The organism is Fructilactobacillus sp. X1R3C1, assembly GCF_059901545.1.
Genome location: NZ_JBWXUT010000001.1, coordinates 191,492 through 207,329, shown reverse-complemented (window position 1 = coordinate 207,329; position 15,838 = coordinate 191,492). Strand labels below are relative to the sequence as shown.

The window sequence follows — 15,838 nt, the reverse complement described above, 5'->3', positions numbered from 1 at the left end:
TCATTATATCAAAAAATTAATTCATTCATTAAAAATTTCGGTAACGGGAAAGTCGCTTAGCAACCAAATCATCCTTAGATAATGCATTTAATTCCCTAATTTTTTTAACCAGATCACCTCTGAAACGTTCGAAACCATCAACCGTATCAGCTTCGGGAATAATCCGATCGATGATTCCCTCGGACAACAAATCATCCGGCGTTAATTTCATCACTGAAGCAGCTTCTTTCATCCGACTGGGGTCTTTCCACAAAATCGTGGCGTAACCTTCGGGTGAGAGCACCGAATAAATACTATCCTCAAAGGCCCAGACACAATCACCGACAGCCAGTGCTAAAGCACCACCACTGCCACCTTCGCCAACGATCACACTAATATAAGGAACGGTTAGTTGCATTCCCTGTAAGATTAATTGCGCAATCGTATAACCAATTCCATGATACTCAGCATCAACGCCAGGATAGGCGCCTGGTGTATTAATCAAGGTGACAATCGGCCGGTCGAACTTTTCGGCCTGCTTCATCAGACGTAAAGCCTTCCGATACCCGTCTGGTTCTGCGGAACCAAAGTGCCGTTCAATGTTAGAGTTCAGGTCTGATCCCTTTCTAATCCCCACAAACGTAGTGGCAATGTTGTCCATGGTGCCAATCCCACCATAAACAGCGGGATCATCACCATATGCCCGGTCACCATGAAGTTCCATAAAATCATCGGTAATGCCATTGATTAAATCATCAACCCCAATTTTTTTGGCAGCTCTAGCGGCCAGCACCTTATCCCATGCCGTTTTTTTAGCCATTAAGATCACCTACCTGATGCCATTTTAGTAACTTCCCTAACGTTTCTTTCAATTCAGAACGTTTAATGACATCGTCCAAGAAGCCATTTTTAAGCAACGTTTCAGCCCGCTGAAAATCTTTTGGCGGACGCTGTTGGATCGTTTTTTCAATCACCCGACGACCAGCAAAACCAATCAAAGCATGGGGTTCTGACAACAAAATATCACCCTGCATGGCAAAGCTGGCGGTCACACCACCAGTGGTAGGATCGCCCAGCACACTGATGTAAAGCAACCCAGCCTTACTGTGTTCAGCCACAGCCTCAGAGACCTTGGCCATCTGCATTAAGGAATGAATTCCCTCCTGCATTCGCGCACCCCCAGAAGCAGTGAAGACAATCACCGGCAGGCCCTTTTTAGTAGCCGTTTCAAATAAACGAGCCAAGATCTCTCCAGTAGCTGTCCCTAGACTGGCCATAATAAAACGCCAGTCCATCGCTGCAACCGCAACTTTGACACCGTTGATCGTTCCGATTCCTGATAGGACACTTTCGTTTATCCCAGTAATCTCTCTGGCCTTCTTTAGTTTTGCCACGTACTTATCGTCTTTAAATTTTTTGGAAGCCTTTAAATCAGTATTAATGGGTGCAAAGTCGTCGCACATCATTTGGATGCGTTCTTTGGCTCCAATCCGAAAAGCATAGCCACAATTTGGGCATTCTTTGTACTTACCAAGTTTCTTTTTGTAAAAAGTAGTCCCACAATAAGGACATTTCACCCAAATATCATTAGGAATCTGATCCATTCTTTTGGTCAGCTCATCAGAATTCAAATTCTCAAAATCACTTTTTGCCATGTTTCTTCATCCATTCTTTTAAGAACGTACTTTCAATGTAATTATTGTTAAAATCCCCAGCCAAGAAATGCTTGTCATTTAGTAAAGCAATCAAGAAATCTCGGTTGGTTTTGACCCCTTCAATGTGAAACTCATTAAGAACCCGACGCATCTTATGGACAGCCTGTTTCTTAGTGGGCAAGTGAACAATGATTTTGGCAATCATTGAATCGTAGTAGGGCGAAATGACGTCGTTTTGTCCAATGCCAGAGTCCACTCGAACTCCCTTTGTACCATAAGTCTGGTGCAAACTCGTAATCTTACCCGGCGATGGGGCAAAATTATTGCTGGGATCTTCTGCATCAATTCGACACTCCAAAGCGTAGCCTTTTACGTCACAATCAGCCTGCGTGAAGGGTAACTTTTCGCCTTCTGCAACTAAGATCTGAGCTTTAATGATTTCCACATCGGCAACTTCTTCGGTAATGGTGTACTCAACCTGCAATCTGGTGTTCATTTCCATAAAGTAGAAGTTGTGATCCTGATCCATTAAGAACTCGTATGTACCCGTATTTGTATACTGGATTCCCTTGGTGGCGTTAACGACGATCTGACCAAGTTCTTGGCGCTTTGTGGAAGTGATTTCAGAACATGGACTTTCTTCAATGATCTTCTGGTGATTACGTTGAAGTGAACAATCACGTTCGGGGAAATAAACAACGTTACCATGCTCATCGGCAATGACTTGCATCTCAATGTGCTTGGCGTCGTTTAGATCTTTTTCCATGTATAATCGGTCATCGCCAAAGGAAAGTTTAGCCTCCCGTTTCGTATCCTGAAAAGCCTTAGCTAGTTCATCGTCATCAGCAACTTTTCGGATGCCCTTACCACCACCGCCGGCAGCAGCCTTCAGCATTACTGGATAACCAATTTGATGAGCGACTTCTTTGGCTTGTTCTACGGAGTCAATAAAACCATCACTGCCAGGAATCGTTGGAACACCACTTTTTTTCATGGCTTCCTTAGCATTGCCTTTATTTCCCATCAAATTTATAACCTTAGCACTTGGACCGATAAACTTAATGCCACACTGATTGCAAAGTTCCGCAAAATCAGCGTTTTCAGACAAAAAGCCATATCCCGGGTGCAAAGCATCGCAACCAGTAAGTACCGCTGCATCAACAATTGCTGCCATATTGAGATATGACTCGTCTGGAAATGGTCCACCGATACAAACTGACTCATCGGCCAATTTTACGAATAAACTATCAGCGTCAGCAGTTGAATACACTGCCACTGCCTTAATATTCATATCATGAAGCGCACGGATAATCTGGACTGCAATCTCGCCCCGATTAGCCACCAGTACCTTTTTAAACATTAAATCACCTTTCACTCACTATGATTCAACCGCAAACATCAACGTTGCATTAGCGATTTCTTGTCCGTCCCTAGTGACAACACCTTTTCCAATTCCAATATTATGTTTAACCTTTAATAAATCAACCTTTAAATGTAAAACATCGCCCGGTCGAAAGTCATCTTTAAATTCAGCTTGTTTGATTCCACCAAAAAAGGCGTTTTTACCCTTGTATTCTGGCATTGATAAGAGAGCAACCACTCCAGTCTGAGCCATTGACTCGAGCACCAACGGACGTGGCAGTGTCGGATGATTACCTTGATTTGCAAAGTACCATTCGTTTCCTGCCAACATCTTAGTGGCCTCGGCTCCCGCTCCCGGGGTAATGGTGTCAATCTTATCGATCATCTGAATGGGTGGACGTTGAGGGATATAATCATTAACATTCAATGTCATAACTAATCCTCCTTAATCTCATAAACTGGTTCGTTATACTCAACCATCGAACCATTATCAACCAGACGTTTCACGATGGTTCCGCTCACCGGACTTTTAACTTCATTGACCATCTTCATGGCCTCAATGATACAAACCGTTTCACCCTTTTGAACGCGATCACCATCTTTTTTGAAGTCGGGCTTTTCAGGACTAGGAGCAAAATACAATATTCCCACCATCGGTGCCTTTAGTTGATAATTACCACTAGTAGGTGCATTCAACTGAAGCTTTTCCTGATTTTCATCCGATTTATCATCCGCCGTTTTTTCAACGTGGGTGACTGGTTTAGAATGACTGTCAATCTTGGAGAAATAAAGTTGTTGACCGTTTTCGTCAATTTTTAATTCTTGTAAGTTGGACTTATCAAATTTAGTTATTAATTTTTCAATGTCTTTTTCATTCATTATTGATTCCACTTCTTTATCGCAATGACCGCGTTATGACCACCAAATCCAAATGAATTACTAATGGCGGTATTGACCGGTCTTTTAGCATTCTCTTTATCCACTAGCCTGATATGACTTTCTGGATCCTGGGTACTGACACCAACATTCACTGGCATTTGACTATGCTTCATGGATCCAAGAATTGCCACTGCCTCAATGGCCCCTGCAGCTCCAAGGGCATGACCAGTCATCCCTTTGGTTGAACTAACCAAGACGTGGTCATTATCTTTAAACAACTTGCTAATGGCCTTTGACTCAGAAACATCATTAGATTGAGTTGCTGTGCCATGGGCATTAATGTAATCAAGATCGGAAGTCTTGATGTGAGCTTCATCCAATGCTTGTTGCATGGCCCCAATGGCCCCTTCCCCATCTGGATCCGGAGCAGTAAGGTTGTAAGCGTCACTCGTTTGGCCGTAGCCAACGATTTCACCCAAAATATGTGCATCACGTGCTTTGGCGTGATCGTAATCTTCAAGCACTAGGGTTCCAGCACCAGCGCCCATTACAAAACCGTCCCGATCTTTATCAAATGGCATGGAAGCGTGAGCTGGATCTTCACTTGAAGAAAGAGCTGTTAGGGCCGCAAAGGCTGAAATTCCAACCGGAGTAATTGCTGCCTCTGATCCACCAGCGATCATCATTTTAGCCTTGCCAGCTTTAAGGTATTCATAAGCATCGCCAATCGCGTTGGTTCCAGTTGCACAAGCTGTAACCACGGCTTTACTGGTGTTTTTAGCGCCAAAGTAAATCGAAATATTGCCAGCAGCCATATTAATAATGGTTTCTGGGATAAATAACGGGGAAAGACGTCTGGGACCCTTTTTGTACATTTTTAGAACCTGCGTCTCGATGGTACTAATACCACCAATCCCAGATCCGTAGATGACGCCAAGATCCTTTCCATCATATTCTCCTCGTTTCAACCCAGCTTGGTCCATTGCCTCTACGGCACTGTAAAGTGCGTATTGCGCAAATGGATCTACTCGATGATAGTCTCGTTTAGCTAAGCGTTTGCTTGGATCAAAGTCCTTTACGCCGGCTGCCACGTGAGCTTTAATCTCAGAGGTGTCAAAACTAGTGATTTTTTCGATTCCAACCTTTGAAGCCAACAAATTATCAATAAAAGTCTCAGCATCGTTCCCGATTGGGGTTACTGCACCCATGCCCGTAACAACAACTCTATTACCCAATTGAATCCTCCCTTAAATAAACGGAACTACATTGTGAGTCCGCCATCAACAGTGATTACCTGTCCCGTAATGTATTGATTATTAATCAAAAACTCGATTGTTTCGGCTACTTCTTCAGCACTTCCAAAACGATGAAGGGGAATGGTATCTTCCCACCTCGAAATAATTTTGTCACTCAATTTGGCCGTCATGTCGGTCTTGATCATGCCAGGAGCAACGGCGTTACAACGAACCCCTCTAAGTGATCCCTCTTGTGCCGTCGTCTTTGTTAAACCAACAATCCCTGATTTGCTTGCCGAATAATTAGCCTGTCCCATATTTCCGTGAAGTCCCGAAATACTGGAAGTGTTGATGATAACACCAGCTCGTTTCTTTTGCATGGTCTTTAAGGCATACTTAGTCATGTTAAACGTTCCAACGAGGTTGGTGTCTAACACAGCTTTAAAATCCTCTTCGCTCATCCGCGTTAAGAGTTTGTCCCTGGTAATCCCAGCATTATTAACCAATACATCGAGATGATCATGTTCATCTAAGATCTGGTTCACCATTGACTCAGCGTCTTCTTCTTTTGAAACGTCGCCAATCAAGATCTCAATCTCAGTGTCAAACTGTGACTTTAAATCTTTTACTTCGTCATCACTTAATTCTCGATGAGAATTCACAATCACAAAATTATGTGGATCTTTTGCTAATCGTTTGGCATTTGCCAGACCAATTCCCTTAGTAGCACCGGTAATTAAAACCGTGCTTTTGTCATTTTTCGTTGTCATGAATTAGTCCTCCAAACCAAGTTTTGCTTGTAAATCATTTAATTTCTTTAAACTGTCAACGCTATAAGCATCGACATCTTTAAGTGTCTTTTTTGCAAATTTAGTCAGTGTGTTCCCCGGCCCGATTTCAATCAGCGTATCTACTCCGTAGTTTTTGACCATGAATTCTAGATCCGCTTTAAAGTGGGTTGGATTGACCAACTGACGGGTTAACGTATCGGAAAGATTATCCTTGTTAAACAGGTCAACGTCAGTATTACTAATAACTGGAACCTCCGGGGTTTTAAAGGCAACATTCTCCATTCGTTTTGAAAGCAAATCACTAGCTAGTTGCATCAGCGGAGTATGTGAAGAAACGGCAACTTTTAAGGGAACGACTCGCTTTGCTCCCCGGTTCTTAAGTTCTGCACTAGCCGTTTTGACCCCAGACTCAGTCCCACCAATCACAGTTTGTTCGCTAGTATTGAAATTAGCTGGATATGCCCCGTCAACTTCGTTTGTTACGTCAACCACTACTTGGGGCTCAACCTTTAACACAGCAGCCATTGAACCGGGATTTTGCTTTCCGGCTTCATCCATGTAGTGGCTTCGGTCACGCACTAATTTTAATCCTGATTGAAAAGATAGTGCTTTAGCAGATACTAAAGCACTATACTCGCCTAAACTAAGACCCATCATTGCCTGCGCTTTAGGAAGCTTGCCAGCTAAAATCTGGTAAATCCCATAACTCAAAGTCAAAATAGCAATCTGAGTATTTTCAGGATCGTCAAAAACCTTCGGATCGGATAGATCAAGATTTAAAGTATGCGACGCGGTATCGACCACGTTTTTATAGGTATCGTTATTTTGATACAAGTCAGATCCCATGTTAGCAAACTGTTGTCCCTGGCCACTGAATAAATAACCGATTTTCAAAATTTAAAACACTCCTAAAATAAAAAACACTTTATTATTTATCGTTCTTTTCGTCAATTTGCTTTGCAACATAATCAACTAGGTCAGAAACCGTCTCCATGCCCTCGTCACTATCAATTTCGATGTCATAGGCATCTTCTAGGGCATCCACAATTTCAAAGATATCTAATGAATCTAAATCCAAGTTATCTTTGAAGTTAGCGTCCATTTTAATGTCATCGGGGTTGATATCGGTTTGGTCGGTAACAACCGCCTTAATCTTGTCAAAAATCTGATTCTTATCTGCTTTTTCAGCCATAAATAATCACTCCATTTAATAAAATTTGTTTGTCCTCAATAATTAATTATAACAGTTCCAGTAGTTAATCCGCCACCAAAACCGACAAGGGCAACTTTGTTTCCTCTTTGAATTTTACCGCTTGTAAGCAAATCTGCCAATAGCAGTGGTTCACTAGCTGCCGCTGTATTCCCATATTCATCAATATCAATTGGGAACCGACTTTTCGGCAAATCAAGCCTTCTAACAACGCTAGTAATAATTCTGGCATTAGCTTGATGCATGACAAAAACATCAATATCATCTAAAGCTAAATGAGCATCTGTTAGTGCTATTTTAATTGAACTGGGAACCCTCTTTAACGCAAAGTTAAACACTTTATGACCATCCATCTTAAAGAACCGATTTTCCTGATTGGTACTTTTCCCAAATGGTGTAACGCAGGGAAAGTGTCCAGCTGTTAAAGCTGACCCCAAATCACCATAAGTTTGAAGGGACTCTCCTAAGATCTTCGAATCAGAACTAGGATCATTTTGAACCAAGATTCCAGCGGCTCCATCACCAAAAAGCACGGCAGTTGATCGATCTGACCAGTCCAAAAACTTACTTAATACTTCCGCACCAATCAAAATCCCACAACTACCGTTCTTTTTTGCTAACAACGAATTAAGAATTGACGTTCCAAACGCAAAACCCGTACATGCGGCATCAATATCAAACGCCACCGCATTGGTAGCATCAATTGCACCCTGAACGCTAGCAGCCGTCGATGGAGTCTGATAATCAGATGACATGGTGGCCACAATTACATAATCCAAGTCTTTAGGATCAGTCCCAGAACTTTTCAAAAGCTTTTGAGCCACTTCCACACTCATTGACGTTGTAGATTCATTAACCGCAATGTGCCGACTTGAAATGCCCGTTCGTCTCTTGATCCATTCATCAGAGGTGTCCATAATCTTAGCCAGGTCGTCATTAGTGACGACCTTTTCAGGAACACTTTTGGCGCTTGAAATAATTTTAAAAGCACTCACTACTTATCACCTACTTAATCGACCCGGTCAGCTAACGAGAATCCAAGCGTGGCCGAACAAGCTTTATCGCCATTAACTTCACTATCAGCCACCATCGTGTAGGTTCCATCGTTAACTTCTTTTAAATCAACGTGAACTTTCAAAGTGTCGCCGGGTCGAACCATGTGTCTAAACTTCACATTTTTAGTTTTGTTAAGTTTAGTAACCTTACTTTTAGGATCAACATCAAGCGATTTCAAAATGAGGATTGACGCCACCTGCGATAAGGTCTCAACAATTAAAACTCCTGGCATTAGTGGAAATCCGGGGAAATGACCCTGAAAATAATTTTCATTAGCGGTGACGTTCTTTACGGCATCGATTGATTCGCCCGGGGTTAGCTGATCCACTCGGTCCACAAATAAAGTTGGGTTACGGTTTGGAAGAATTTCCATTATTTTATCAATTCTTAACTGTTCCATATTTTCATCTCACAAAATTTAGTTTTACGTTACAAATGTGACGTTTGGTAACATCTTAACGTTTATTCAAACTGAGTGCCTCGCTACTTACTAAGAGGATTTTATCCTTTGAATTATACCCAATCGCCCATCGATTTCCGTATCGATCTCCAGGAATTCCTGGGAATTTATCGGCCTCATCATTATCCATATCTTGAAGATAATCATATGACTCTGGGATGGGAGCCGAGTAACGATCGATTCCAACACCATCAACATAGTACATCCGCCAGTGATTAGTGTCATTTATGAAATGATGCTCTTGATCATAGGAACCGGGCATAACCTCAACGCTGTACTCAAGGTAATCTGGGTTGACCAGAACAGTATGCCCATTATCCATGATTGCGGAATAATAGGTGCCATAGTCCACCAAATCTGGATAACGATGACGTTCAATCTTTTGCCGTGGCGCCAGCTCAATATCTGTCCCATCAATCACTCTCTGTTTATTAGGATGTCGTTTTTCATCGATTTCAGTTTGAAATTTTTTCAAGAATTCATTGGCCGAACCGTGCAATTTGGAAATACCATCCGAAATCCGATTTTTTCTAACCATGATACTGTCCCTCCTTAATTTTTTTACACTTGATTTTACCACATTGAAGACTAAATTCTAACGTTTGGGCACCAAGGTATCGTATACTTGCTTATAGTATAAGAGATCAAATAATCAATGAAGGTAGGTAAGAAAAATGGAATTGAAGCTTGAACGAATCTATACCAAGCCCGTCGATAAGGATGGATACCGAATCCTAGTTGATCGTCTCTGGCCTCGTGGAATCTCGAAGGTTAACGCCGATCTAGATATTTGGTTCAAATCAATCGCTCCAAGTACCGAACTAAGAAAATGGTTCGGACACGACCCCGCCAAGTTTGAGGAATTCAAACAAAAGTATTTGGATGAACTAAAAAATAATCCACAAATGCCCGGATTTGTATCATTAGTTTCCACCCACTTAAAATCGGGCAACGTAATTTTATTGTATGGAGCAAAAGATACGAAGCATAATCAAGCGATCATTATCTATCACTATTTGCTTGCCCAACCTGAGATTAAAGCAGAACTCAATCAGTAATGGAGGAATTTAACATGAAAACAGTAGAAATTGGTAAATCAGACGTAACGACCGTCCCACTAGGTTTAGGCACTAATGCCGTTGGTGGTCACAACTTATTTCCAAACTTAAGTGACCAAACCGGAATCGAAATCGTTAAAACAGCTTTAGACTCTGGCATTACCCTGCTAGATACTGCCTTTGCGTATGGCATGGGCGAATCAGAAAAACTAATCGGTGAAGCCATCAAGGGATACGATCGTTCTAAGATTCAGATCGCTACTAAGGGTTGTCAAAAGGTTCAAAGCGATGGAAGCGTTGTTATTGATGACTCTCCGGAATACTTAAAACAATGCGTCGAAGATAGTTTGAAACGACTTCAAACCGACTACGTTGATATCTTCTACATCCATTTTCCAGATGATCACACCCCATTAAACGAATCAGTGGCTGCTTTAAACGAAATGAAAAAAGCCGGTAAGATTCGTGCCATCGGAGTTTCAAACATGTCAATGAAACAATTAAAGCAGGCCAACCTTGACGGACTGGTTGACATTGATGAAGAAGAATACAACTTGATTGATCGCTCAGCCGAAAGAGAAAGATTCCCATATCTAAAGGAACACGATATTTCATTTGTTCCATTCTTCCCACTTGCATCTGGACTCTTGACCGGCAAGTACAGCAAAGAGACTAAGTTCCCAAAGGATGATATCAGACATGACAATCCCGACTTTAAAGGCAAAGAGTTCAAAAAGATTGTTGAAAAAGTTGACCAACTAAAGCCAATTGCCGACAAGCATGACGCTACCGTTGCTCAAATCGTCATTGCTTGGTACATCAAGAATCCTGATATCACGGTTGTTATTCCGGGTGCCAAAAAGCCAGAGCAAGTCAAAAGCAATGCTAAAGCGTTAGACATTGACCTTAGCCACGCCGAGTATGATCAAATTAACACCCTATTTAAATAGAAATTAAGAAATGAAAAGCGTTCATCAAATGATGAACGCTTTTTTGACACTTATTTATTTTTAATTTCACGGTAGAAAATGATTTGAGCCGCTGAATTCCAGAAACTAATGAAAATCATTGGAACATATACAATTACAGAAACCACCGCGGCTAAAATAGAATTACCCTTCACAACGGTTGTAACGGCTGTCATCAAAATGGTTAATACGAAATACATACAGAAAAATAACAGCTGCAGATAAAAAAAGTTCCACTTGTAACCCTTCGTTGTTTGCCAAGCATCGGTAAATGCTTGAGTAATCCCAACTTCTTTTCCGGTCTCAATTTCATCTTGATACGAATACATCCAAAGACCCCATCCAACCGACAAGATGACGCCGGGAACAATCAATAGGAGGGTTGCAAAGGCCTCTGCAAGTGTCATTAATAGTCCTACCAGAATGATGACAGGCCAATTATACTTACGATTAAAAGCCACAAAAGCATTCTTAAACTTAAAACTATCATTTTGAATACTCTTGGCGTATCCCATGGCCAGAGAGGCAGAAAATAAGATTCCCACCAGACCAACGATTAATTCAAAGATTGAGAAAAGGGCTCTTTGCATGCCTTGAAGCTTGAACAACATCATTGGATCCGAAAAAGCTCCCACGACCCCAGCTGGGATGCCCATTAAAAACATCATCCACCAGTTCTTCTTCACGATTCCCCACGACTTTGTCATTGCATTTGCAATCATATGTATTCCTCCATTTTTCGTTACTAGAATTATTACACGCCGAGTTCTTTTTGACAACGTAAAAAAAGAGAAGCAACTTGCTTCTCTTTTTGTAACTAATGATTAACTATTTAATTTCTTCGTAGAATTTAATGTTAGCCATTGAGAACCACACCATGTAAAAGATTGAAATTGCGATGGCGAGCACCGTCAAAATGACTTCAAGCACAATTGCAAAGACGGTCCATGTCAACATTGAGGCAAAGATCCACCAGAGAAGTGCACCTACCAGGACAATTACCGCGTAGGTTACGATGGCAATGATTAGGTTCAAAACTTTCAAACCAATCAGACCCCAACGATTGCCAGTCATGAGTTTCCATGAAGCTGAAAAGCCATCCATTAGATGAACTTTTTTACCAGCTCGTTGAGCATCAAAGTAGGTTAAGTAAATGAACGCTAACCCAGTGGCAACAAAGATCCAAGCAATTCCAACTAATGCTAGAATCACAATTCCAACAATGATCAAAGCGACCACTTGAGCGGTGGTGGTGTTAAAACCAAAGACTCGAGGAACAAATGAAGCACTAATAACGCCAGCGGAGGCAACAAATAATGCACCAAAAATGAAACTAATCAAATCCATAAAAGCGGCATACAGTGCTGCCACTAACCAAGTGTTTCCTTGTTTAAATGCCACAAAGGCATCCTCAAATTTAAACGTATTGGTCTCGTCACCAGTCAGGTATCCCATCGCTGCTGATTCAAATAATACAATCCCAATAATTCCAACGATGATCGAGATTAACCAGATACTAAAACTGGCACCCAAACTATAACTTAAACTCAAAGCCTCAGAATTTTGCAGGCTGCTAACCAATCCACCCAGAACAGCGGATATTAAGATCGCAGGAACAACCATTGCTAACAAAATCCAAAAATGCTTTTTGGTTACGTTAAGGGCACTTTTAATTGCTTTAATAATCATAATAATTCTCCCTTTGTTAATTTATTTACAATTTCATTATAACGAAATCTTAATAAAAACGCTATCAGTCACAATCACAACCAATAAAAAAAAGAAGCACACGCTTCTCTTTTAACTAAATTAGTCATCCCATTGGTCAACAGTGTCAACTGGAGCATCAGGATTCCCATTCCAACGGAAGTCACCGTACCAAATTGAACGCTTGTCAACGTTAAGGCTATTAATTAGGCGAATGTCATCGTCGTCAAGTTCAAAGTCAAAGATGTCAGCATTGGCTTTAATGTATTTTTCATGAGCTGACTTTGGAATTGAGATAATGCCTCGTTGCATGTCCCAACGAATGATGATTTGTGCGGTTGATTTACCGTACTTTTCAGCAACTTTCTTAACAAGTGGATTGTTTAAAGCGGCTCCACCACCAAGTGGTGACCATGCTTCAAGTTTAATGTCATTTAAGTCACAGTATTCTTTAATGTCAGCTTCTTGTTCTAAGGGATGAAATTCCATTTGGTTGACAGCTGGCTTTACGGAAGCATGCTTCATCAAATCTCTTAGACGACGAATATTGAAGTTTGAAACTCCAATGGCACGTGCTTTACCCTCATGGTAAATCTTTTCAAGAGCGCGCCAAGTTTCCTTGTACTTGCCATTAACTGGCCAGTGAATTAGTAACAAATCAACGTATGAAGTTTGAAGACGCTTTAATTGGCCTTCAAAAGCTTCAAGAGTTGAATCGTATCCTTGATCACCATTAAATACTTTAGTCGTTAGAAAAACATCTTCACGTTTTAATCCGTTGTCAGTCAGACCTTTTTTCAGACCTTCACCAACACCGGCTTCATTTCCATATTGTTTAGCGGTATCGATTGCTCGATAACCATCATTTAGTGCCCATTCAACGGATTGAGCGGCGGTTTTATTATCACTCTTCCAAACACCCATTCCTAATTGGGGCATTTCAACGCCATTATTTAAACGTACTTTTGATTCTAAATCTCTACTCATACTTAACACCTCCATGAACTAATTGTAGGATATCACGTTATTTATTTCATGAATTTTGTTTGTTATTTTTAGCGAGCGTCACGGTAAAATCAAGCGTTCCCTTGTTCACGACGTCTAAGATGTACTGAAATAACATCATAATCCAAGAAAAAGCCAACGTGAACGAAGTAATCTCAAAGGCTGTTAGTGAGAAGTAGTGCACAACTTGAAAGAGGATACTGGCCAGCACTAGTAGTAGTCCAATCAAATACGACGTTTTCAGGAAGTTTTTAGAAATTCCAGGCCAAAGCCAACGAATTCCAGCAATTAGAATAATAATAATCCAAACTAACGACCAGCCAAACTGAGTGTGCCAAAAATGCATCCACGGAATCTGAATGTCATTGGGAATAATCCCGATAGCGGCCACGTTAAACGCCATTAACGTCAAAAGGGTTCGTAAAATCCAAGTTTGAATGGTTGGTCTTTGAACTGATTTTAACGAAACAAACAAGAAATCAATCACAGCCCACATCAATAAAGCGGAAAAGATAATGGTCAAGTTAAACTGCCAACTGTCGGTTGCTCGACTCGTCCCCAAAAAGCTCAGATTATGGCGCCACCAGTAGCGATGACTGTTTGACGACATAGAGATCAGAACACCAGAAACAATGATTAGGTTCAAAAGATCGACTAATAAAGTTGGCGTTAGAGCCACTGCCACACTAATCATGACGTAGTTCACGATTCCCTCTAAAATGGCAATGATGATGGTCGCCGTATACACATCGAAAGTGGCGCCTTTAAAAGCAATTCCCAGAATCCAAAATACCCCAAGCAGCCCAACCAATAAACTGGCAGTAAAGGATAGAACAATCGTTGGAAAGTTTCGCCAGTAAATATTGCGATAAATGGTATTTTGTGGGTTCTTGCGACTTTTAATGAGAAAGATCGTAAACAGTAAAGCACCAAAAAACAGTCCCAATACAATGGTGCCACTGGCAATCGAATATTTACCACTGATGGGGACGATCTGAAAGTGCCGATACTTAAAAAAGATCAGTGCGATTAAGGCGGTCATCACCGCCGGAATCAGCGACCACCAGATCGAAACGTTCCACGAATTTGGAGTGCCATCGTTAACTTTCTCTACCGTCATGCCTTGTCTTCGCAGTGTCAAGTTCAATTTGGCTCCCGGCTTAATATGGAGACGTTCAACGACCTGATTTGGGATTGCAATTTTATACTTTGGTTCCGTCATTATGATTCCTCGTTCGTTATGAATTTGAAAATAGTTTTATTCTTCTATTATAACGGACCCAGGACTAATTATTAAAAAAAGAAGCAGAATTCTATGAATTCTACTTCTTAAGTTAGTTGATAATTTTAATTTATTTGTCATCACCAGTGAAATCGAAAACAACACGGCCAACAATCTTACCAGCCTTCATGTCATCAATTACGTTGTTGATATTTTCTAACTTGTCAGTTCTAACGATTGGTTTAACCTTACCTTCAGCACCGAACTGGAAGGTTTCTCTAAGATCTTGTCTAGTTCCAACTAGTGAACCAGCAACTTTAATACCGTCAAGAACGGTCTTGTCGATGTTAAGTGCCATATCACCCTTTGGTAGAGCAACCGCAACTAAGGTTCCGTCAGGACGTAAAGCGTTAACTGATTGAGTGAAAGCATCCTTGTTAACGGCAGTAACGATTGAATCGTAAACCCCACCAACTTTATCTTGAACTTGTTCGGCAACGTTACCGTCATGTCTGTTAATCAAAACATCGGCACCATTTTCTTTAGCAGCTTCTAACTTCTTAGGATCTCCATCCACAACTACAACTGGAGCACCAAAGACGTTTTTGGCAAGTTGAACACCCAGGTTACCTAATCCACCGGCACCAACGATTTCAACCCACTTGCCGGGTCTCGTGTCACCAATCTTTAAAGCTTTGTAAGTGGTAACACCGGCACAGGTTAGTGAAGTTGCTTCAACGGGGTCCAAGCCTTCAGGAACCTTAACGGCGTACTTAGCATCAACGATACATTCTTCTGCCATGGCACCGTTAACGGTGAAACCAGAGTTTTTAACGTTACGACATAAGGTCTCATTACCAGTAACACAATACTCACAAGTACCGTCAGCTGAGTAGAACCAAGCGATTGAAACTCGGTCACCAACTTTTAAGTCGGTAACGTCGTCAGCAACTTGAGTTACACGTCCAACTCCTTCGTGACCAATGATTCGGCCCGGAACTTCACCGAAGTCACCCGAGGCAACGTGGAGGTCAGTATGACAGAGTCCACAATACTCAACTTTAACTAAAGCTTCACCCTCGTGAATTGGACGAAGTTTGACATCTTTAACATCAACGTATCCATCTGAATTATCTCTAACAACTGCTGCTTTTACCATATTAATTCTCCTATTCCCATGATTTATAGTCGTCTATCTATCAACAATTCCTATCATATAGTTAAAATTTTCACGTGTCAACAGGGAATTGT

At 41.3% G+C, this 15,838-nt stretch carries 19 protein-coding genes; 2 read left to right on the top strand and 17 right to left on the bottom strand.

Annotated elements, in window-relative coordinates; all coding sequences use genetic code 11:
* Nucleotides 1-28: 28 nt before the first annotated feature.
* From accA to AC6UD8_RS00985, 12 genes are read right to left on the bottom strand one after another with little or no spacing between them, the layout of a single operon-like run.
* Entirely contained in the window at nt 29-799 is a 771-nt protein-coding gene (gene accA / locus AC6UD8_RS01040; protein ID WP_500699135.1) for a carboxyltransferase subunit alpha, read from the bottom strand.
* Nucleotides 792-1,634 (bottom strand): acetyl-CoA carboxylase carboxyltransferase subunit beta, encoded by an 843-nt coding sequence (locus AC6UD8_RS01035; protein WP_500699133.1) that lies wholly within the window; start codon nt 1,632-1,634, stop codon nt 792-794. Before AC6UD8_RS01035 ends, accA begins: the two co-directional genes overlap by 8 nt.
* Nucleotides 1,621-2,994, bottom strand: a complete 1,374-nt coding sequence (gene accC, locus AC6UD8_RS01030) for an acetyl-CoA carboxylase biotin carboxylase subunit (protein WP_500699131.1) — start codon at nt 2,992-2,994, stop codon at nt 1,621-1,623. Before accC ends, AC6UD8_RS01035 begins: the two co-directional genes overlap by 14 nt.
* Nucleotides 2,995-3,012: 18 nt before the next feature.
* Nucleotides 3,013-3,429 carry a 3-hydroxyacyl-ACP dehydratase FabZ family protein gene (locus AC6UD8_RS01025; protein WP_500699129.1) on the bottom strand — a complete coding sequence of 139 codons (417 nt, stop codon included), beginning with the start codon at nt 3,427-3,429 and terminating at the stop codon, nt 3,013-3,015.
* A gap of 2 nt (nt 3,430-3,431) precedes the next feature.
* Nucleotides 3,432-3,875, bottom strand: a complete 444-nt coding sequence (locus AC6UD8_RS01020) for an acetyl-CoA carboxylase biotin carboxyl carrier protein (protein ID WP_500695350.1) — start codon at nt 3,873-3,875, stop codon at nt 3,432-3,434.
* On the bottom strand, nt 3,875-5,110 hold the full coding sequence (gene fabF, locus AC6UD8_RS01015; RefSeq protein WP_500695351.1) for a beta-ketoacyl-ACP synthase II: 1,236 nt from the start codon (nt 5,108-5,110) through the stop codon (nt 3,875-3,877). Before fabF ends, AC6UD8_RS01020 begins: the two co-directional genes overlap by 1 nt.
* A gap of 26 nt (nt 5,111-5,136) precedes the next feature.
* Nucleotides 5,137-5,880: a 3-oxoacyl-ACP reductase FabG gene (gene fabG, locus AC6UD8_RS01010; RefSeq protein ID WP_500699128.1), complete on the bottom strand. Its 744-nt coding sequence runs from the start codon at nt 5,878-5,880 to the stop codon at nt 5,137-5,139.
* 3 nt (nt 5,881-5,883) lie between these two features.
* Entirely contained in the window at nt 5,884-6,795 is a 912-nt protein-coding gene (locus AC6UD8_RS01005) for an ACP S-malonyltransferase (RefSeq protein WP_500699126.1), read from the bottom strand.
* Nucleotides 6,796-6,829: 34 nt separating this feature from the next.
* Complete coding sequence (locus tag AC6UD8_RS01000) at nt 6,830-7,093, bottom strand: acyl carrier protein (RefSeq protein ID WP_500693414.1); 264 nt, start codon at nt 7,091-7,093, stop codon at nt 6,830-6,832.
* Between the two features lie 35 nt (nt 7,094-7,128).
* Entirely contained in the window at nt 7,129-8,106 is a 978-nt protein-coding gene (locus AC6UD8_RS00995; protein WP_500695354.1) for a beta-ketoacyl-ACP synthase III, read from the bottom strand.
* 14 nt (nt 8,107-8,120) lie between these two features.
* On the bottom strand, nt 8,121-8,567 hold the full coding sequence (gene fabZ / locus AC6UD8_RS00990; RefSeq protein WP_500699124.1) for a 3-hydroxyacyl-ACP dehydratase FabZ: 447 nt from the start codon (nt 8,565-8,567) through the stop codon (nt 8,121-8,123).
* Between the two features lie 55 nt (nt 8,568-8,622).
* Complete coding sequence (locus tag AC6UD8_RS00985) at nt 8,623-9,165, bottom strand: hypothetical protein (protein WP_500693411.1); 543 nt, start codon at nt 9,163-9,165, stop codon at nt 8,623-8,625.
* A 136-nt stretch (nt 9,166-9,301) separates the two neighbouring features.
* Here AC6UD8_RS00985 and AC6UD8_RS00980 point away from each other — a divergent pair, with 136 nt between their 5' ends.
* Nucleotides 9,302-9,685 carry a DUF488 domain-containing protein gene (locus AC6UD8_RS00980; RefSeq protein ID WP_500699122.1) on the top strand — a complete coding sequence of 128 codons (384 nt, stop codon included), beginning with the start codon at nt 9,302-9,304 and terminating at the stop codon, nt 9,683-9,685.
* A gap of 14 nt (nt 9,686-9,699) precedes the next feature.
* Nucleotides 9,700-10,635, top strand: coding sequence for an aldo/keto reductase (locus AC6UD8_RS00975; protein WP_500695357.1), 936 nt, complete (start codon nt 9,700-9,702; stop codon nt 10,633-10,635).
* A 50-nt stretch (nt 10,636-10,685) separates the two neighbouring features.
* On the opposite strand, the gene AC6UD8_RS00970 is transcribed toward AC6UD8_RS00975, so the two are convergent.
* The 5 genes from AC6UD8_RS00970 to adhP form a co-directional block, all read right to left on the bottom strand.
* A complete protein-coding gene (locus tag AC6UD8_RS00970) occupies nt 10,686-11,375 on the bottom strand; it encodes a hypothetical protein (RefSeq protein ID WP_500696449.1) in 690 nt (229 codons plus the stop codon).
* A 106-nt stretch (nt 11,376-11,481) separates the two neighbouring features.
* Complete coding sequence (locus AC6UD8_RS00965) at nt 11,482-12,342, bottom strand: hypothetical protein (protein ID WP_500693407.1); 861 nt, start codon at nt 12,340-12,342, stop codon at nt 11,482-11,484.
* A 120-nt stretch (nt 12,343-12,462) separates the two neighbouring features.
* Nucleotides 12,463-13,347, bottom strand: coding sequence for an aldo/keto reductase (locus AC6UD8_RS00960; RefSeq protein WP_500699120.1), 885 nt, complete (start codon nt 13,345-13,347; stop codon nt 12,463-12,465).
* 46 nt (nt 13,348-13,393) lie between these two features.
* Nucleotides 13,394-14,587: an AbrB/MazE/SpoVT family DNA-binding domain-containing protein gene (locus tag AC6UD8_RS00955; RefSeq protein ID WP_500693405.1), complete on the bottom strand. Its 1,194-nt coding sequence runs from the start codon at nt 14,585-14,587 to the stop codon at nt 13,394-13,396.
* Nucleotides 14,588-14,717: 130 nt separating this feature from the next.
* Complete coding sequence (gene adhP, locus AC6UD8_RS00950; RefSeq protein ID WP_500696445.1) at nt 14,718-15,746, bottom strand: alcohol dehydrogenase AdhP; 1,029 nt, start codon at nt 15,744-15,746, stop codon at nt 14,718-14,720.
* Nucleotides 15,747-15,838 lie beyond the last annotated feature (92 nt).